General features: G+C 71.1%; 19 protein-coding genes. 4 read left to right on the top strand and 15 right to left on the bottom strand.

Annotated elements, in window-relative coordinates:
- Positions 1–25 precede the first annotated feature (25 nt).
- Entirely contained in the window at positions 26–1,453 is a 1,428-nt protein-coding gene (locus tag ACFSKW_RS02805; RefSeq protein WP_379568745.1) for an RNB domain-containing ribonuclease, read from the top strand.
- Between the two features lie 75 nt (positions 1,454–1,528).
- Here the strand turns inward: ACFSKW_RS02805 and ACFSKW_RS02810 are convergent, their stop codons facing one another.
- From ACFSKW_RS02810 to ACFSKW_RS02820, 3 genes are all read right to left on the bottom strand, one after another.
- Entirely contained in the window at positions 1,529–1,699 is a 171-nt protein-coding gene (locus tag ACFSKW_RS02810) for a hypothetical protein (RefSeq protein WP_379568747.1), read from the bottom strand.
- 197 nt (positions 1,700–1,896) lie between these two features.
- Positions 1,897–4,626, bottom strand: a complete 2,730-nt coding sequence (locus tag ACFSKW_RS02815) for a DEAD/DEAH box helicase (RefSeq protein WP_379568749.1) — start codon at positions 4,624–4,626, stop codon at positions 1,897–1,899.
- Positions 4,627–4,656: 30 nt separating this feature from the next.
- Complete coding sequence (locus ACFSKW_RS02820) at positions 4,657–5,265, bottom strand: TetR/AcrR family transcriptional regulator (protein ID WP_379568751.1); 609 nt, start codon at positions 5,263–5,265, stop codon at positions 4,657–4,659.
- 53 nt (positions 5,266–5,318) lie between these two features.
- Between ACFSKW_RS02820 and ACFSKW_RS02825 the strand changes: the two genes are divergently transcribed.
- Entirely contained in the window at positions 5,319–6,683 is a 1,365-nt protein-coding gene (locus tag ACFSKW_RS02825) for an MFS transporter (RefSeq protein WP_379568753.1), read from the top strand.
- 54 nt (positions 6,684–6,737) lie between these two features.
- Here the strand turns inward: ACFSKW_RS02825 and ACFSKW_RS02830 are convergent, their stop codons facing one another.
- The 7 genes from ACFSKW_RS02830 to ACFSKW_RS02860 form a co-directional block, all read right to left on the bottom strand.
- Entirely contained in the window at positions 6,738–7,094 is a 357-nt protein-coding gene (locus tag ACFSKW_RS02830) for a hypothetical protein (protein ID WP_379568755.1), read from the bottom strand.
- A 2-nt stretch (positions 7,095–7,096) separates the two neighbouring features.
- Positions 7,097–7,867 carry an FHA domain-containing protein gene (locus tag ACFSKW_RS02835; RefSeq protein ID WP_379568757.1) on the bottom strand — a complete coding sequence of 257 codons (771 nt, stop codon included), beginning with the start codon at positions 7,865–7,867 and terminating at the stop codon, positions 7,097–7,099.
- A 49-nt stretch (positions 7,868–7,916) separates the two neighbouring features.
- Positions 7,917–8,777, bottom strand: a complete 861-nt coding sequence (locus ACFSKW_RS02840; protein WP_379568759.1) for a diacylglycerol/lipid kinase family protein — start codon at positions 8,775–8,777, stop codon at positions 7,917–7,919.
- A 3-nt stretch (positions 8,778–8,780) separates the two neighbouring features.
- Positions 8,781–9,614: a twin-arginine translocase subunit TatC gene (gene tatC / locus ACFSKW_RS02845; RefSeq protein WP_379568761.1), complete on the bottom strand. Its 834-nt coding sequence runs from the start codon at positions 9,612–9,614 to the stop codon at positions 8,781–8,783.
- A 30-nt stretch (positions 9,615–9,644) separates the two neighbouring features.
- Entirely contained in the window at positions 9,645–9,968 is a 324-nt protein-coding gene (tatA, locus tag ACFSKW_RS02850) for a Sec-independent protein translocase subunit TatA (protein WP_379568763.1), read from the bottom strand.
- Positions 9,969–10,215: 247 nt separating this feature from the next.
- On the bottom strand, positions 10,216–11,184 hold the full coding sequence (locus ACFSKW_RS02855) for a helix-turn-helix transcriptional regulator (RefSeq protein ID WP_379568765.1): 969 nt from the start codon (positions 11,182–11,184) through the stop codon (positions 10,216–10,218).
- Positions 11,181–12,128: a helix-turn-helix transcriptional regulator gene (locus ACFSKW_RS02860; RefSeq protein ID WP_379568767.1), complete on the bottom strand. Its 948-nt coding sequence runs from the start codon at positions 12,126–12,128 to the stop codon at positions 11,181–11,183. The genes ACFSKW_RS02855 and ACFSKW_RS02860 overlap by 4 nt, the downstream gene beginning before the upstream one ends.
- A gap of 39 nt (positions 12,129–12,167) precedes the next feature.
- Between ACFSKW_RS02860 and ACFSKW_RS02865 the strand changes: the two genes are divergently transcribed.
- Positions 12,168–13,226 (top strand): DUF3866 family protein, encoded by a 1,059-nt coding sequence (locus tag ACFSKW_RS02865; protein WP_379568769.1) that lies wholly within the window; start codon positions 12,168–12,170, stop codon positions 13,224–13,226.
- Between the two features lie 58 nt (positions 13,227–13,284).
- Entirely contained in the window at positions 13,285–14,427 is a 1,143-nt protein-coding gene (locus ACFSKW_RS02870; protein WP_379568771.1) for a monooxygenase, read from the top strand.
- Here ACFSKW_RS02870 and ACFSKW_RS02875 read toward each other — a convergent pair.
- The 5 genes from ACFSKW_RS02875 to ACFSKW_RS02895 are packed head-to-tail and all read right to left on the bottom strand — an operon-like array spanning position 14,364 to position 17,755.
- Complete coding sequence (locus tag ACFSKW_RS02875) at positions 14,364–14,852, bottom strand: DUF3291 domain-containing protein (protein WP_379568773.1); 489 nt, start codon at positions 14,850–14,852, stop codon at positions 14,364–14,366. The genes ACFSKW_RS02870 and ACFSKW_RS02875 overlap by 64 nt on opposite strands.
- Positions 14,853–14,865: 13 nt before the next feature.
- Positions 14,866–15,498 (bottom strand): helix-turn-helix transcriptional regulator, encoded by a 633-nt coding sequence (locus ACFSKW_RS02880; protein WP_379568775.1) that lies wholly within the window; start codon positions 15,496–15,498, stop codon positions 14,866–14,868.
- Positions 15,499–15,508: 10 nt separating this feature from the next.
- Entirely contained in the window at positions 15,509–15,868 is a 360-nt protein-coding gene (locus ACFSKW_RS02885) for a hypothetical protein (RefSeq protein WP_379568777.1), read from the bottom strand.
- Positions 15,869–15,910: 42 nt separating this feature from the next.
- The gene (locus tag ACFSKW_RS02890; RefSeq protein ID WP_379568779.1) at positions 15,911–16,801 is read right to left on the bottom strand and encodes an FKBP-type peptidyl-prolyl cis-trans isomerase; all 891 of its coding nucleotides are present in this window, start codon (positions 16,799–16,801) and stop codon (positions 15,911–15,913) included.
- A 60-nt stretch (positions 16,802–16,861) separates the two neighbouring features.
- Positions 16,862–17,755 carry an FKBP-type peptidyl-prolyl cis-trans isomerase gene (locus ACFSKW_RS02895; protein WP_379568781.1) on the bottom strand — a complete coding sequence of 298 codons (894 nt, stop codon included), beginning with the start codon at positions 17,753–17,755 and terminating at the stop codon, positions 16,862–16,864.
- Between the last annotated feature and the right edge of the window lie 34 nt (positions 17,756–17,789).

Here is a 17,789-nt window from a genome sequence, read left to right on the forward strand (position 1 = left end):
TGCCATCTAGGGATAAGTTGATCAGGTGAGCACGAACATCCGAGTGTCCGGAGATGTCCACCCGCGGCTGGCGGACGGATTCGAGCGGATCAGGCGCGAGATCAAGCTGCCGGAGGAGTTCCCCAAGGCCGCGCTGGCCGAGGCCGCGCGCGTGGCAGGCGCCCCAGCGAACGCCGCCAGGCAGGACCTCACCGAACTGCCGTTCGTCACCATCGACCCGCCCGGCTCCATGGACCTGGACCAGGCCGTCTTCATCGAGGCGCTGGGCAGCGGCTACCGCGTGTGGTACGCCATCGCCGACGTCGGCGCGTTCGTCAGGCCGGGCGACGCGCTCGACGCCGAGGCGCGCCTGCGCGGGGAGACGGTCTACCTGCCCGACGGCAAGGTGCCGCTGCATCCGCAGGTGCTGTCGGAGGGCGCGGCCAGCCTGCTGCCCGGCGTGATCAGGCCCGCCGCGGTGTGGCGGATCGACCTGGACGCCGAGGGCGACCTGATCGGCGTGGACGTGCAGCGTTCGCTGGTGCGCAGCCGCGAGCGGCTCGACTACGACTACGTGCAGGCCACCGTCGAAACCGGCACCGCCGACGGCACGCTGAAGCTGCTGGCCGAGGTCGGCCGGCTGCGCCTGAACCTGGAGCGGGCCCGCGGCGGCGTCACCCTGCCCACCCCCGATCAGGAGGTCGTCGCCGTCGACGGCGGCTACCGCCTGGAGTACCGGGCGCCGATGCCGTCGGAGGCGTGGAACGCGCAGATCTCACTGCTGACCGGCATGTGCGCGGCCTCGATGATGCTGGACGCGGAGATCGGCGTGCTGCGCGTGCTCCCGCCGCCGCAGCCCCGCGACCTGGCGACGGTGCGCAGGGCCGCCCTCGCGCTCGGCGTACCGTGGCCCGAGGGCGCCTCCTACGGCGACGTCGTGCACGACCTCGACCCCAAGGTCCCCTCCCACGCCGCCTTCCTCAACGAGTCGAAGATCTTGCTGCGCGGCTCCGGCTACGTCGCCTTCGACGGCGAGCCGCCCAAGCTGGCCGAGCACTCGGCGGTGGCCGCGCCGTACGCGCACGTCACCGCGCCGCTGCGGCGCCTGGTCGACCGCTACGCGACGGAGGTGTGCCTGGCGATCGCCGCGGGCGAGCCCGTGCCCGCCGAGATCCAGGAGGCGCTGGCGGGCCTGCCGGAGATCATGTCCACCACCGGCCGCCGCGCGAACGCGGTCGAGCGGGCCTCGATCGACCTGGTGGAGGCTTTCATGTTGCGGGACAGGATCGGGCAGAGCTTCGACGCCGTCGTGCTCGACATCGACGAGCGCCGCCCGGGCGGCCTGGTCCAGCTGACCGACCCCGCCGTCGTGGCCCGCTGCGACGGCTCCCCGTTGCCGCTCGGCCAGTCGGTCAGGGTCCGGCTCACCCAGGCCGACCCCAACACCCGCGAGGTCCGCTTCACCGTCGCCTGAGACTCCCGGGAAGCGAGAGCCGCGCGCGGAGCCGGGGGAACCCGCGCGCGGCCCGGTTCGGGTGCTACCGGTGACTCACTTCTTGAGGACGCTCCAGCCCGCGCCGACGCCCATGAGGTGGAGGGCGACGCACAGCAGGCCGGCGGTGCCGAGAGTGGCGACGGTGATCACGCCGCCGACCGCCACACCGGCGATCTCGAACACGAGGGCGAGCACGAACAGCAGGGCAGCGATGAGAGCGAACATCCCAACCTCCAGGCGGGGGAGACCTTCCGAGATGGGCATTTCCGCTGTGATCACCCGGAAAACTGGCGCGAAGGTGACCTTAGGTGAACCTACGACCACGTCACCTTGACCGGCCGGTCAGCCACCCGCCCCGCCGTCCGCCCCGCCTGTAGGGCGAGCCCGCGCCGCCCGCCGTGCGACACGGCGGGCGGCGTCGCTCACGACAACGAGGAGTAGGCGACGACGCCGCGTCGCATGGCGTCGATGGCCTTGTTGGCCGTCTGCTTGACCTTGCTGCCGGGAGGGGCGGCGTTGCCGAGCTGCCCCAGCAGGTCCATGAGCTGCTTGATCCAGCGCACGAAGTCGCCCGCCGCCAGCTCGTTGCCGTTGATCCCGTCCATCAGGACCGCGTCGAGGCTGTGGCCCTTGGTCCAGCGGAAGGCCGCCCACGCGAACCCCAGGTCGGGCTCGCGGATGATCGACAGCCCGTTGTCCTTCTCGATGCCCTCCAGCTCGCCCCACAGCCTGATCATCGCCGTGAGCGCGTCCTGGGCCTTGCCGGCGGGGATCTTGGGCCGCCTGGCGTCGTCGGCCTGGCGGGACTCGAACACCAGCGCCGAGACGCACGCCGCCAGTTCGGCGGGGTCGAGCTCCTCCCACAGCCCCGTCCTGAGGCATTCGGCGGTCAGCAGGTCGAGCTCGGTGTAGAGGCGGCCGAGGCGGCGGCCCTCGCCGGTGACGGTCTCGCCCTCCAGGTAGCCGAGCTGCTCCAGCACCCCGCAGATCCGGTCGAAGGTGCGCGAGATGACGTGGGAGCGGCCTTCGACGCGGCGGCGCAGCCCCTCGGTCTCGCGCAGCAGCTTGTAGTAGCGCTCGGCCCAGCGGGCGTGATCCTCCCTGTCGGCGCAGCCGTGGCAGGGGTGCTGGCGGATCAGCCGCCGCAGCTCGGCGATCTCCTCGTCCTCCACCGCGTGGTCGCGGGCGCGCGCCGGCTTGCCGAGGTCACGGTCACCCATCTTGGCCAGCAGTGAGGAGACGAGGTTGGCGCGTTCCTTGGGGGCGCGGGCGTTGAAGTTACGCGGGATGCGGATCTTCTCGAGCGGTTCGACCGGCACGGGGAAGTCGTCCGGGTCGAGCTTCTTGACCTGCTTGCCGATCGTGAGCACGAGCGGGTTGGGCCCGTGCCCTCGCGGGTTGAGCCCGGGATCGAGCACGATGGCGAGCCCGGCCCGCCGCCCGCCCGGCACGCGGATCACGTCGCCGGGCTTCAGCTCCTCCAGCGAGCGCACAGCCGCGGCCCTGCGGGCGGCGCCGCGCTGCTTGGACAGCTCGGTCTCGCGGTCTGACAAGCGTCTGCGCAGCCCGGCGTACTCGGTGAAGTCGCCCAGGTGGCAGTGCATCGCCTCCTGGTAGCCCTCCAGCGCCTCCTCGTGCTTGCGCAGTTGCTTGGCGATCCCGACGACCGCCCGGTCGGCCTGGAACTGCGCGAACGACGCCTCCAGCAGGGTCTTGGCGCGCTCGCGGCCGAACTGTCCGACCAGGTTGACGGCCATGTTGTAGGAGGGTTGGAAGCTGGAGCGCAGCGGGTAGGTGCGGGTGCCCGCCAGACCGGCGACCGAGATCGGGTCCATGCCGGGCTGCCACACCACGACCGCGTGGCCCTCGACGTCGATGCCGCGCCGGCCTGCGCGGCCGGTGAGCTGGGTGTACTCGCCGGGGGTGAGGTCGGCGTGGGTCTCGCCGTTCCACTTGTCGAGCTTCTCGATCACCACGCTGCGCGCGGGCATGTTGATGCCGAGCGCCAGGGTCTCGGTGGCGAAGACGGCCTTGACCAGGCCGCGGGTGAAGAGCTCCTCCACGACCTCCTTGAAGGCCGGCAGCATGCCCGCGTGGTGGGCGGCCAGGCCGCGTTCGAGGCAGTCGCGCCACTCGAGGAAGCCGAGCACCGCCAGGTCCTCGTCGGGCAGGTGGGCGGTGCGCTCGTCGACGATCTGGCGGATCTCGTGGCTCTCGCGCTCGGTGGTGAGCCTGATGCCCGCGTACAGGCACTGCATGACGGCCGCGTCGCAGCCCGCGCGGGAGAAGATGAAGGTGATCGCCGGCAGCAGGCCCTCGGAGTCGAGCTTGTCGATGATCGCGGCGCGGTCGGGTGGGCGGAAGCGTTGCGGCCTGCCGTACCCTCGCCTGCCCCTGCCGCCGGCCAGCCGCTCCTCGTCGCGGGTCAGGCGCATCAGCGTGGGGTTGATGCGCATGAGGTTGTCGCCGTCGTCGGAGGAGAACAGGTCGTAGACCCTGTTGCCGACCATCATGTGCTGCCACAGCGGCACGGGCCGGTGCTCGTCGACGATCACCGTGGTGTCGCCGCGCACCTCGCCCATCCACTGGCCGAACTCCTCGGCGTTGCTGACCGTCGCCGACAGCGCCACGAGCCTGACCGAGTCGGGCAGGTGGATGATGACCTCTTCCCACACCGCGCCGCGAAAGCGGTCGGCCAGGTAGTGGACCTCGTCCATGACCACGAAGCCCAGCCCTGCCAGCGTGGCCGAGCCCGCGTAGAGCATGTTGCGCAGCACCTCGGTGGTCATGACCACGATGGGCGCGTCGCCGTTCACGCTGTTGTCGCCCGTCAGCAGGCCGACCTTGGCGGTGCCGTACCGCTTGACCAGGTCGTTGTACTTCTGGTTGGACAGCGCCTTGATGGGGGTGGTGTAGAAGCACTTCTGGCCCTGCTGCAGGGCCAGGTGGACGGCGAACTCGCCGACGACCGTCTTGCCCGAACCGGTGGGGGCCGCCACGAGGACTCCGTCTCCCGCTTCCAGCGCCCGGCAGGCATCGAGCTGGAACTCGTCCAGGTCGAATTCGTAGTGCCCCCGAAACGACCCGAGCGCGGCGCCGTCATCCCCGTACTTTTCACGGAAGGCCGCGTAGCGTTCCGCTGGCGTTGTCATACCACCACCCTACCGAAACCGCCATTCCGGTCAGGCCAGGTAGTCACCGAGCCCGTCGGCCAGGACCGCGAACCCCTTCTCTGCCGCCCCGACGGCCGCGGGGTAGGCCTGCTCGGCGCTCTGGCCCAGGTAGATGCGGGTGGTGTTCTGCGTCTGCAGGGTGCGCCAGAGCCCGTAGATCATGCTGGCCGCGTACGGCGCGCGCTCGTCCTCGCCCAGCGCGGTGGCGAGCCTCCCCTCGGCCTTGACGTGGAACAGCAGCATGCGCGCCGCCAGCGAAGGGGTCCGGCGCATCAGGTTGAGCAGGCGCAGGAACTCTGGGCGGTCGCACAGGCCGGTCTCGGGGGCGTGCCTGGCCAGCGCGTCGAGGAACTGCCGCCGTGCCGTGGCCGCGACGGACTCGCCGGGCAGCCGGTCGGACATGAGGGCGGGGATCTCGCCGAGGTCGTCCTCCATCGGCGCGAGGACGATGTCCTCCTTGGTCGGGAAGTAGTTGAAGACCGTCATCTTCGAGACCTTGGCCCTGGCGGCGATCTCCACGACCGACACCTCGTCGAAGCCGCGCTCGCCGAACAGCTCCATCGCGGCGTCGTGGATCGCCTGCCTGGTCTCCAGCTTCTTGCGCTCGCGCAGCCCCACGCCATGAGCATACCTATATTGACTCAGTCGAAACTTTGACCCAGTCTAGATTCATGTCTCCAGCGCAGAAGGGCTGGGCCATGACGGGCGTGCTGATCACGCTCGTCATGGCCGTGCTCGACCAGAACATCGTCTCCACCGCCTCGTGGGCGATCGTCTCCGACCTCGACCCCGCGCACGGCCTCGAACGCCTGCCGTGGCTGGTCACCTCCTACGCCCTGGCCGCCACAGCCGCCCTCCCCCTGTACGGCAAGCTGTGCGACGTCCACGGCGCCAAGCGCGTCTACCTCGCCGCCATCGCCCTGTTCCTGCTCGGCTCGGCGCTGTGCGGGCTGTCGCAGGACATGCCGCAGCTCATCGCCTCCCGCGCGATCCAGGGCCTGGGCGGGGGCGGCCTGATGAGCGTCACCCTCGTCGTCGTCGCCCACCTGACCCCGCCCGAACAGCGAGCCACGGCGGGCGGCGGAGCCGGCGGCCTGCTCGCGGGGGTCGGCCTGGTCGCGGGACCACTCCTCGGCGGCCTCTTCACCGACCAGGTCAGCTGGCGGTGGATCTTCCTGATCAACCTGCCCTTCGGCCTGCTGGCGCTCGTCAGCGCGGCGATGTCGCTCGACCTCGGCGACGGCGGCCGGCACCGCCGCATCGACTACCTCGGCGCCGCCCTGGTCGCCGCGGCGGCCGCCCTGTTCCTGCTGATCGTCGAGCACGGCCTGACAGAGCTGATCGTCGCCGACGTGGCGCTGCTGGCCGCCTTCCTCTGGCGCCAGGCCACCGCGCCCGAGCCGATCCTGCCGCTGTCGATGTTCCGCGACCCCGTCCTGCGCGTCGCCCTGCCCCTGCAGTTCCTGACGGGCGCCGGCATGACGGGCGGCCTGTTCTACACGATCGTCTACCTTCAGGCCGTCGCCGGGGTCGAGGCGACGGACTCGGGCCTGTACCTGCTGCCGATGGCGGCGGGCATGATCGTCTCCGGCATGGCGTCGGGAGTGCTGATCGGCCGGGGCCACTCCAGCAAGCCGTTCCTGCTGGCCGGCACCGCCATGGTCACCGCCGCGCTGGTCCTGCTCGGGCGACTCGCCGTCGACACCTCCCCCTGGACCCTCGGCCTGGAGCTGCTGCTGTTCGGGCTGGGCCTCGGCCAGATCCTCGGCATCGTCATCTTCCTGGTCCAGAACTCCGTGCCCGCCTCCGAACTCGGCGTGGCCACGACAGCCATCCGCTTCACCCAGATCCTGGGTTCGGCGCTCGGCGCCGCGATCTTCGGCGTGATCCTCACCAGGGTGGCGGCGAACGGCTCGCTCGTCACCGGCATCGACGTGGTGTTCCTGTCCGGGGCCGGGGTCATGGCGCTGGCGCTGGCCCTGACGGCCTTCCTCAGGACCGGACGGCGGGCCGAACCCGTCGCCGCGCAGCGCTGAGCCCGGGGTCCGTCGCGGCGGCGGACACCCGAGCGCGCGCCTTTACAATGTAGATCAAAGGCCGATCATCCGCAGGATCGGCGCTCCCAAGGCCCCCAGCCAGTCGGCCAGCGCCGCCAGCGGCTCGCGCAGCGCCGTACCCGCGCCCGCGACGGCGCCGACCGCCTGCGCGATCGTCGTCAACCTGCCCGCGATCGCCTGGCGGTCGGGCTCCGCCCGCGCCAGCTCCGCCTGCACGGCCTCGGCCTGCGCCGCCTCCTGGCGCAGCCCCGCCCCGCGCAGCGCCTCGGCCAGCCGGTCCGCCCAGTCGGCCGGGCCGCCGCCGACGAACGCCTGCTGCCCCCCGTGGATCGTCTGGTCCCCCGCCACGTTGTTGATGTTGCCCTGCTGCGAACCGATGTTGAAGACCACCGCTATCTCCTCTGTACGGCGGGCGAGTTCCACGAGTGCCGGGGATCCACGTCGACCCTGCGCGCCCGCGCCGCCGCGACGATCTGCATGATCAGCCCCACCCAGAACAAGATGTTGCCCACGAACCCGACCGCGAAGGCGATGAGCCCGACCGGCACACCGAGCCCCACGTCGGGCCCGAAGGGGAAGTCCTCGGGCATGCGCCCGCTGGTGAACGAGCTCTGGAAGTCGCCCATGCCCTTGATGAGCACCGCCGCGTAGGCCGCCGCTCCCCCGAACATCATCAGGACGCCGAGCCAGAACACGCTCCTGGCCTTGCTGCGGTAGGCGGCCACCTGCCGCAGGAAGCTGTCACGCTGCTGGATGTAGTGGTTGTTGTACTGGTTGCCCGCGACGTTGTTGAGCTGACCCGCTTCCTGCCTGCCCACGTGGTAGCTGACCGCCGCGGGCATCGCCATGGTGTGGCCTCGCTCGCCGCCGCCGTCGTCCTCGAAGCGGGCGTGCACGGTGCCGAGCCTGACGACGTCGCCGTCCCGCAGCCGCCGGGGTCTCGACACCCTCTCCTGTCCCACGACCGTGCCGTTGCGGGAGCCGAGGTCCTCGATCGTCACGCCGCCGGCCGCGGGCACGACGGCGGCGTGCACGGCGCTCAGATGCGGGTCGTCCAGCCGCAGGTCGGCCGACGAGCCGCGGCCGATCACCTGCCGCCGCTCCCCCACGAGCAGCACGGTCCCCTCCAGCGCCGGAGGGTGGATGACGATCAGGCGAGGCATGCCCCCATCGTGACCCGCCGGGTCCGGCCGCGCCTGAGTAGGCCACTACTCAAATCAGGACGCGCAGCGCTCCGGGCGAGACCGTGCAGGTGAGCGGCAACGGGCCGATGCGCTCGCCGTCGGCGTAGGCGACCACGTCGGGCGCCTCCAGCGTGACGCTGCGCGCCTTCAGCATGGTGACGGCGGGATGGGAGGCGTGGCGGCCCCGGTAGACGCCGGCGAAGGAGCGGACGAACGACGCCTTGCCGACCGCCCCGAGGATGGTGACGTCGAGCAGGCCGTCGTCGGGCTCGGCGGTGGGGCAGACGCGCATGCCCGCGCCGTAGGAGGAGGTGTTGCCGACGGCCACCAGCATCGCCTCGTGCTCGGCGACCTCGCCGTCGACGGTGAGCCTGAAGGCGATGGGGCGGAAGGAGCGCAACTCGCCCGCGGCCGCGACCAGGTACTTCGCCATGCCGGGCGGCCAGGTGAGCGCGTTGGCCCGCTCGTTGACCCTGGAGTCGAAGCCGCAGCACATCACGCTGGCGAACCACTCGTCGGGTCCGATCCTGGCGGCGTCGACCACGCGTGTCCTGCCCCGCAGGATCGCCCTGACCGGGTCGCGGCCGGTCAGGCCCATCGCGGCGGCGAAGTCGTTGCCGGTGCCCGCGGGGATGACGCCCAGCGGCACCTCGGTGCCGGCCACCGCCTGAACCGCCAGGTGGACCAGACCGTCGCCGCCGAAGGCGACCAGCGCGTCAGGGCGTTCGGCGACGGCCGTACAGGCTCGTTCCAGAGCGTCGGCCGGGCCGTCGCCCACGATCACGCTCACGTCCGCGCCGCCCGTGCGCAGCCTGCGAACCACGGGTTCGAGCAGGCGCAGCGTCCTGCCGCCCCCGGCGGAGGGGTTGACTAAGAGAGCGAGGTCCACCCGTCAGTCGTCCAGGTTGAGCGGGGCGGCCTCGTCGTCGGACAGCAACTCGTCCGGGTCCTGCGGCCTGCGCCGCTCCCTCAGGAAGATGAAGGCCTCGGCCAGGAAGTAGAGGATCACCATCGGCGCGGCCAGCGCCATCATCGTCAGCGGGTCGCCACCGGGGGTGATGACGGCGCCGAAGACGAACATGAGGAACACCACGGTGCGGCGGTGCTTCTTGACCGTCGCGTGCGACAGCACGCCGATGATGTTGAGGAAGACCAGCAGCAGCGGCAGCTCGAACGACACCCCGAAGATCACCAGCATGATCAGCACGTAGTCGAGGTACTCGTCGATCTGGATGGCCGCGACCGTGTCGGCCGGCGCGAAGCCCAGCAGGATCGCCAGGCTCGTGTCCATGATGAAGTAGGCCAGCGCGCCGCCGCCGAGGAACAGCGGGACGGCGATCGCCAGGAACGCCACGCTGTAGCGCTTCTCGTTGCGGTAGAGGGCGGGCGTGACGAAGGCCCAGATCTGGTAGAGCCAGACGGGCGAGGACACCAGGATGCCCACCATCGCCGAGACCTTCAGGGTGGTGAAGAAGGACTGGAAGATGCCGCCGGTGACCAGGGTGCACTGCCCGGGACGCAGCTGCTGGGCCGCGGTGTTCTCGCAGAACGGTTCCTTCAGGAAGACCCACACGGGATCGAAGAGGAAGAACCCGATGACCACGCCGACGATCAACGCGAGAAGCGCGATGACGAGCCTGTTGCGCAGCTCGCGCAGGTGCTCCATGAGGGGCATGCGCCCCTCATCGTCGACGGAGGCCTTGGCCGGCCGTTTGAACAGCACCATTCAGCAGTCCCTGGTGAGATGAGGGTGTTGTCAGGCGTTCTTGTTGGCGGCGGCCTGCGCGCGAAGCTTGGCGGCCTGCTCCTCGAGCTGACGGGCCTGCTCCTCGGGCGACAGCGCGGGGGCGGCGGCGGGCAACGGCTGGACGGGCTGGGCCTGCGGCTGAGGCTGAGCCTGCACGGTCGCCTGCGCGACGCCGGCGTCGTCGTCGTCCTCGCGCAGCTTGGTGGTCTCGGCCTTGAAGATGCGCAGCGACTTGCCCACGCCCCGTGCCATCTCCGGCAGCTTCTTGGCCCCGAACAGCAGGACCAGCACGCAGGCGATGATCAGGAGCTCAGGCACTCCGAGGTTCGGCATGAAACATCCTTATTGAGCGAGGTGCAATCTCACGCTCGATCGTACGCTGCCGGAAGCACAGTCTCATCCCCTGCACTCCCGTTCGCCCCATTTCGAGCCCCTATTGTTTTCCCTCTGGCCGTGAGCTGGGCACTTGCGCGCCGCACCTCGGCGCTCAGCTCCCTCGCGGCGACCAGGACACGGACGGCCACGAACCCCAGCACGGCGATGCCGGCCGCGCCCATCCCGACCGCCACGTAGATCCAGGTCATGACGCCTGAGCGTACAGCGACAGCGCCCGCTCGGCCTCCTGCTGCACCCTGGCGGCCAACGCCGGGGGCGAGACGATCCTGCCGGTGTCGCCCAGGCGCAGCGCGAGCTTGAGCGTCCAGTCCTCGTCACGGGCGCGCAGCGTGACCCGCAGCCGCCCCTCCCCGAGCTCCTCGGCCTGCTCGTACGGGTAGTACTCGGCCACCCACCTGCCCGCGGCCGTCACCTCGAGCACGATGAGCTCGTCGGTGGGCGACGGCCTGAAGACGCCCTGGGTGACGTCGATCGGCTCGGCGCCGGCGGGCGGGTCGGCGGGGACGTCGAGCACCTCGACGGTCAGCATGCGGTCGAGCCTGAACAGCCGCATCGCCTCGGCCCTGTAGCACCAGCCCTCCAGGTAGGTGCGGCCGTCGGCGACCACGAGCCTGGTCGGGTCGACCTCGCGAGGGGTCACCTCGTCGCGTCCCGGCACGTAGTAGCGCAGCGACAGCCTGCGCCCTCCGACGAGCGCCTCGCGCACCCTGGCGGCGGCGTCAGGCGCCGACTCCACGTCCACCGCGAACTGGCTGCTGACGGCCGCGGCGCCCTCGCCCGCCGCCTGCTCCAGCTTGGCCATCACGCGCGGCAGCGCGTCGCCGTGCGCGAACTCGGCCAGCTCGGGGGTGGCCGACAGCATCCGCAGCGCCACCAGCAGCGCGCTCGCCTCGTCGATGCCCAGGCGCAGCGGGCGGGCGATGGTCTCGGCGTTGTCGATGATGATCTCGCCGCCGTCCCAGGAGACGTCGATGAGGTCGCCGGGGGTGTGGCCGGGCAGTCCGCACATCCACACCAGCTGCAGGTCGTCGATGAGCTGCTTCTCGCTCAGCCCGAAGACCGCCGCCACCTCGCCCACCTGCGCCCCGGGATGGGACATCAGGTACGGCACCAGCGCCAGCAGTCTCGGCAGCCTGTCCGCGGTGGAACTCATACCAGTGCCCCCTTCAGCCGTGCGATCACGGCCTCCCTAGCGTCGGGCGGACCCACCACCATCACATCGGCTCCCAGGCTGGCGATCCATCCGGCTAGCCGCTCGGGGTCGGCGAAGACCAGCTCCACCGTGTCCCATCCGTCCTCGCCCTCCCGCACCGAGCGGGCGACCTGCCGCAGTCCCTCGCACGCGCCCTGACGGACCCGGAGAACGGCGGTGCGCTCCTCCATCGCCTCCTCGGGGAAGCCGACCATCGAGCGCAGGTCGACCCCCTCGGGCACCTCGACCGCGCCAGGCCTGCCCACCGCGGCCACCTGGCCGGAGATGCGGCTGAGCCTGAACACCCGCGGCGCCTGCCTGTCGCGGTCGAAGCCCGCGACGTACCACCTGCCGCGCCGGCTGATGACCCCCCACGGCTCGACCGTGCGGGTGCGGACCGACTCACCCGCCGCGGGCCGGTAGTCGAAGCGGACGACCCGCCTGTCGCGCACCGCCTCCCACAGCGGGGGGAAGGACGGGTCGCGGGTGTCGACGCGCAGCTCCAGCGCCTCGCCGGGCCCCGCGTCGGTGGCGACGCCGCCGGCGCGCAGCTTCAGCAGCGCGCCGCTGGCCGCCTCGGCCAGGCTGGCCCGCTGCCACACCTGGGCCGCCAGGCCCAGCACGGCCGCCTCGTCGGGCTCCAGCGTGATCTCCGGCAACTCGTAGGCCTCGCGCTGGATCCGGTAGCCGGGCTCGTCCTCCCACGGGTCGCGGTGCACCTCGATGGGGATGCCGATCTCGCGCAGCTCGTTCTTGTCGCGCTCGAACATCCGCTGGAAGGCCTCGTCGCCGTCGCGGTCGTAGCCGGGCACGGCGTGGCGGATCTGCTCTGCCGACAGCGGGCGGCGCGTCGCGAGCAGGCAGATCACAAGATTGAGCAACCGCTCTGTCTTACGGCGCGACATCTGCCCTTCTCCTCACTCGTTCGACGCTACCCTGCCTCCGTGATCAGATGGCGCAAGGGCGAGGTTGTCCGGATCCGGCGCGAGTGGCCGGGAGCAATGGAGCTCGAGGTCACCGTGCCCGAGGGGACATGCAGGGCGCTGGCCTATCCCCTGCTGGTGGGGCGTCCCGAACCAGGTGACGAGGTGCTGCTCAACACGACCGCACTCGCGATGGGTCTCGGTACGGGAGGTTACGCCATGGTGGTGGCCGTCCCGAACAGATTGCCGGAAGATCCTGAAGGTCCCGGCCACCTGGTGAAGGCCCGCTACACCCCGCTGCAGGCCACGGTGCTCGGCGCCGACGAGCAGGACTCCCCCTTCCACGAGTTGCTGCGCGAGGCCGACTCCCTCGACGGGATGCCGGTCGTGGTCGCCGATCTGCACTCGGCGCTGCCGCCCATCCTGTGCGGGATGTCACCGCGGCCGCGGGTGGCCTACGTGATGCTGGACGGCGGCGCGCTGCCCGCCTGGTTCTCGATGGCCTGCGCGAAGCTGCGCGAGGTGGGCTGGCTGGCGGGCGTGGTCACCGTCGGGCAGGCCTTCGGCGGTGACGTCGAGGCCGTGACCACCCACACCGGGCTGCTGGCGGCCAGGCACGTCCTGCACGCCGACGTGGCGATCGTCGCCCAGGGCCCGGGCAACCTCGGCACCGGGACCCGCTGGGGGTTCTCGGGGGTGTCGGCGGGCGAGGCCGTCAACGCCGCCGCCGTGCTGGGCGGGCGGCCCGTGGCGGCGCTGCGCGTCAGCGAGGGGGACAGGCGCGAGCGGCACATCGGCGTCTCCCACCACTCGCTGACCGCCTACGGCAGGGTGGCGCTGTCGGAGGCGCAGGTGGTGGTGCCCGAGCTGCCGGGCGAGTTCGGCGAGCGGGTGCGCGACCAGGCCGAGCTGCTTGCCGTACGGCACGAGCTGGTCTCGGTGCCGGTCGACGGGTTGTACGAGGCCCTGCTGGAGTCGCCGGTCAAGCTGTCGACGATGGGGCGCGGCCTGGAGGAGGACCTGGCCTACTTCCTGGCCTCGGCGGCGGCGGGACGGCACGCGGTCACCCTTCTGGGGTAGGGGGCAGATCCTCCCGTGGAGGGAGGACGGCGGGCCGCCCGTCGGGGATCGTGAAGCGATGAAGCGAACACGCATCGTGCTCCTCACGATCTTGGCGCTCGTCGCGACGGCCTGCGGTGCGAGCGGGGTCGCGAACAGGCCGCACGCCGGGCAGCACGGGAGCCTGCACGGCACCGCCACGGCCGCGCCCGTCAGCGCACCCGCGCGTGCGGGTGAGCGGTTCGTCACGCTGACGATGCCCGGGCCGTACACGCCCAAGCCACCCAACGGCGGCACCGACGAGTACCGCTGCTTCCTCATCGACCCGAAGCTGACGGCGCCCGACACCTTCCTGACCGGCACCCAGTTCACCGCGCAGAACGGTGACGTGGTCCACCACGCCATCCTGTTCAGGGTCGACGCCGACAAGGTGGCGGAGGTGCGCGCCTACGACGCCAAGGAGCCGGGCGAGGGCTGGGGCTGCTTCGGCGACGCGGGCGTGGGCGATGCCGACTGGATCGGCCACTGGGCGCCGGGCACCAGCGAGATCCTGCTCGATCCGAAGCTCGGCTACCCGATGGCGGCGGGCAGCGCGCTGGTCATGCAGGTCCACTACAGCACGCTGGCCATCGGCGACCGGCCCGCGGGCAGCGACCAGTCCAGCGTCAGGCTGCGCCTGACCACGGGCAAGCTGACACCACTGCGCACCGAGCTGTTCATGGCGCCGATCGAGCTGCCCTGCACGGCCGAGGAGAAGGGCGCGCTGTGCGAGCGCGAGGCGGCCATCGCCGACGTGGGCCGCCGCTTCAGCAGCGACGCCAAGGAGCTCACCACCCAGCTGGTCACGTGGTGCTCGGGCGGCAAGCCCGTCCCCGGCCCGACCCAGCACTGCGACATGCCGATCGAGAAGCCCGCCACCCTGCACGCGCTGGCCGGGCACATGCACCTGCTCGGCCGTGCCATCAAGGTGGAGCTGAACCCGGGCAAGCCCGGCGCCCAGACCCTCCTCGACGTCCCGCAGTACAACTTCGACAACCAGGCGCTCCAGCCGCTGGCCAAGCCGGTCGCCGTCAAGCCAGGCGACACGATCCGCACCACGTGCACCCATGACGCCTCGCTGCGCGCCCGGTTGCCGCTGCTGCGCGACCTGCCGCCGCGCTACGTCGTCTGGGGCGAGGGCACCCAGGACGAGATGTGCCTGGGCATCGTGGTGGCCTCGTAGAAGTCCTTGAACGTGAACGCCTCGGGGCCCGGCCCCTCGGCCCTGAGGCGCTCGAGCCTGTCCATCCCCTCCGCGAGGGTCGGGATGGTGCCCGCGGGGACCCACCACATCACCGTGTACGGCTCGGCCATCTGCAGGAACCACTCCCTGCGGCGCTTCAGCACCGCCAGGTGGCGGCTCTTGTAGACGAAGTTCCACAGGGTCTCGCGCGACTCCCACACCGAGAAGTTGATGACCAGGTGGTCGCCGTAGTCGTGCTGGACGGTCAGGGTCGGGTCCTGCTCGCTCTCCTTCAACCGCCACACGAAGCCGGGCGCCGCGTCGGAGAGCACGTTGACGGGTTCGAGGTTGGCGACGAAGTCGGCGAGTTCGGGCGTGTCGAGGGGGGCGCGCAGGTGTGCGACGTTCAACTGGGCGAGATGCATGGGCACCACTATGTCAATCTTCGTTAGTTTTAGAAAGGGTGACGCAGCATTCACCCGGTCGCGGATCGAGCGCCGCCCTGCCGGGATCCTCACCCAGCCCCTCCAGCAGGCCCTGGCACAGGGCCAGGTTCATCGAGCAGACCAGCAGCGGGTAGTCCTGGGCCAGGGCGTGAAAGGGGCAGTTGCGCTGCCTGACGACGCCCTCCTCGACGTACGGCTCGTAGCCGCGCGCCCGCAGCGTCTCGACCGGGTCGCCGCCGTCCGCCGCGATGCGCAGGCCCGCCGCCCGCGCCGCCCGCTCGGCCTGCTCCTCGCCGCCGAGCAGCTCGACGACGTCGGCCAGCACCGAGGCGAGCGCGCCGTAGTCACGCGGCGGCAGGCTCACCGACAGCTCGGCCGCCGCCCGCCGGTAGACCTTGGCGGGCCGGCCGCTGCCGGGCCCCTTGCGCTCCTGCGGCCTGAAGCCCGCCTCCAGCAGGCCGGCCTCCACCAGCCTGTCGAGATGGTGGGCGGCCAGCGTCCTCGACACCCCCGCCGCCTCGGCGGCCTCGCCGCGCCCCACGTCGCCGCCATGGCCCGCGACGTAGGCGTACAGGCTGCGGCGGACGGGATCGCTCAACTGGGACAGGGCCTCGAGGTCGCTCACAGCGGCGAGTCTACGAGCCGAAGTGCCGGGCCACGTGCTGGTAGGTGCACCCGCGGCTGGGCTTGCGGCCCAGGTACGTGCGGTAGCAGTCCTTGCCCTTGACCACCCAGATGTCCATGTCCTGCGGCGCGCCCGCCGCCTTGCGCACCGCCTTCGCGTTCGACAGGAGCCTGGCGGCCAGCTTCTCGGCCGACGACGCGGAGGTGGCGTAGGCCATCGCCCACGCCTGTCCGACATCGCCGCCGTAGAGGCAGCGCGAAGCGGGCACCCCTGAGCAGAAGTCGCGCGGGGCCGCCGCCGCGGGTGCAGCGGGAGCGAGGCCCAGAGGCAGGGCTGTGGCGATCGCCAGCGACACGAGTACGCGGATCATCGTCACATCGAATCCCGCCGCGGCGGGGCGCACAACCCCGGCCTAGTAGGCGGCCAGGACGTCCACAACGAACACCAGCGTGTCCGCGCCGGTGATGCCGAACTGCGGGTGGCCCGTCGCGCCGTACCCCGCGGACGGCGGGACGATCATCAGGACCCTGCTGCCGGTCGGCACGCCCACCAGCGCCCTGTCCCAGGCCTTGATGACGCTGCCCTCACCGATCGTGAACGCCTTGGGCTGGCCTGACTTCCACGTGGAGTCGAAGATCTTGCGGCTGCCCCACACCGCGCCCTCGTGCTGGGTGACCAGCAGCTGCCCCGCCTCGGTCCGCGGCCCGTCGCCACGCTTGAGCACCTTGGCCGCGAACGCATCAGGCGCGGGACCCGACGGGATCGACAGCCTCGGCCGCTCCGGGCCGCTCACCCTGACGCCGGCCAGGCTGCCGGAGCCGGAGGCGTGCGCGTTCCTGGCGTGCGAGCCGAGGATGTCGATCACATAGAACAGGTCGTCGTCAGGGCTGATGCCCTGCGGCGGGTTCGCGCCGAAGCCCTCGGCGGGCGGGATCGAGGCGATCACCCTGCTGCCGACCGCACGGCCCTGCAACGCCTTGTCCAGGCCGGGCAGCAGCTGCCCGACGGGGAAGGCGGCAGGGGTGCCGCGGTTGAAGCTGGAGTCGACCAGCCGGTTCTCCCTGCCGTCCCACACGTGCGCGGTGTACTGCACGATCGCCACGTCGTCCTTGGCCAGCCTGGCGCCCTTGCCTGCGGTGAGCTCGTCGATCTGCAGATCCGCCGACGGCTTGCCCGCGGGGAAGACGATGCTCGGCTTGTGGCCGAACCGCCCGCCCACCTTCAGGTCGAGATCGTCAGCGGCCGGCGCGCCCGTGCACGCGGTCAGCAGCGCCAGCGGAACCAGCAGCAGGAGCAGGCGCACGGACGTCCTCCTGATCAACCAGCGGCCTGGGGGCAGGCCACTGGTCTATCAGATTTTCCGTCAGTAAGCGCCCAGAACGTCGACCACGAACACCAGCGTGCTCTTGGCGGGGATCGCGCCCGAGGGGGTGTCGCCGTAGCCGAGGTTCGGCGGGATCACCAGCAGCAGGCGGCTGCCGACCTTCGCGCCCTCCAGCGCCTGGTCCCAGCCCTTGATGACCTGGCCGGTGCCGACACCTTGCAGGGTGAACGGGTCCTTGCCCCAGCTGGAGTCGAACTGCTTGTCGGTCCCCCACAGCTTGCCCGTGTAGTGGACGACGACCGACTGGTTCTTCTTCACCTCGGGCCCGGTGCCCTCGATGACCGTCTCGTTGATCAGCTTGGCCGGCGGCTTGGCGGAGGACTTCGTGGTCAGCGTCGGGGCCGCGTCACCGCCGGGGCTGGTCACCGTCACGCCCTTGACGCCCGGGTCGGTCGCCTTGCCGGTGGCCGCCTTCGGCAGCGTGGAGATCAGGTCGAAGACGAACACCCGCGGCTTGGAGGTGTCCATGCCGTTCTGCTTGGCCTGGGCCAGCTCCTGCGAGGTGTAGCTGTCGTTGGCCACGACCGTCATGAAACGGCCGCCGAGCTTGGTCTTGCCGAAGCCGTCGATCATGACCTTCGGCATCTGGTCGTTGACGGTGATCGGCTCGGTCTTCTTGGTGTCGTAGGTCGAGCCCTCGAGCGTGTTCTGCTTGCCGTCCCAGCTCCAGACGGACAGGTTCACGAACACGGTGTCGCCCTTGGCCACGCTCGCGCCCGAACCCGGGCTGAGCACCTCCATCGACGACTTGCTGGCCGGGTTGCCCTGGGGGAAGGTCACCGAGGGCTTGGCGCCCACGTTTCCGGTGACCTTCGGGCTCGAGGCGGCTTCGCCGCCGCCCGTCTGCGTGCCGCAGGCTGCGGCGAAGATCAAAGGTGCTGCTGCTAGTACGGCCAGGCGGCGGCGC

The organism is Nonomuraea mangrovi, assembly GCF_042681425.1.
GTDB classification, from domain to species: domain Bacteria; phylum Actinomycetota; class Actinomycetes; order Streptosporangiales; family Streptosporangiaceae; genus Nonomuraea; species Nonomuraea mangrovi.

Bases quoted from the DNA above. Each gene is read 5' to 3' on its own strand.
- tatC (WP_379568761.1), bottom strand. From the start codon at position 9,614: ATGGTGCTGTTCAAACGGCCGGCCAAGGCCTCCGTCGACGATGAGGGG.
- ACFSKW_RS02810 (WP_379568747.1), bottom strand. From the start codon at position 1,699: ATGTTCGCTCTCATCGCTGCCCTGCTGTTCGTGCTCGCCCTCGTGTTC.
- ACFSKW_RS02870 (WP_379568771.1), top strand. From the start codon at position 13,285: ATGAAGCGAACACGCATCGTGCTCCTCACGATCTTGGCGCTCGTCGCG.
- ACFSKW_RS02855 (WP_379568765.1), bottom strand. From the start codon at position 11,184: ATGAGTTCCACCGCGGACAGGCTGCCGAGACTGCTGGCGCTGGTGCCG.
- ACFSKW_RS02835 (WP_379568757.1), bottom strand. From the start codon at position 7,867: ATGCCTCGCCTGATCGTCATCCACCCTCCGGCGCTGGAGGGGACCGTG.
- ACFSKW_RS02875 (WP_379568773.1), bottom strand. From the start codon at position 14,852: ATGCATCTCGCCCAGTTGAACGTCGCACACCTGCGCGCCCCCCTCGAC.
- ACFSKW_RS02885 (WP_379568777.1), bottom strand. From the start codon at position 15,868: ATGATCCGCGTACTCGTGTCGCTGGCGATCGCCACAGCCCTGCCTCTG.
- tatA (WP_379568763.1), bottom strand. From the start codon at position 9,968: ATGCCGAACCTCGGAGTGCCTGAGCTCCTGATCATCGCCTGCGTGCTG.
- ACFSKW_RS02825 (WP_379568753.1), top strand. From the start codon at position 5,319: ATGTCTCCAGCGCAGAAGGGCTGGGCCATGACGGGCGTGCTGATCACG.
- ACFSKW_RS02860 (WP_379568767.1), bottom strand. From the start codon at position 12,128: ATGTCGCGCCGTAAGACAGAGCGGTTGCTCAATCTTGTGATCTGCCTG.
- ACFSKW_RS02815 (WP_379568749.1), bottom strand. From the start codon at position 4,626: ATGACAACGCCAGCGGAACGCTACGCGGCCTTCCGTGAAAAGTACGGG.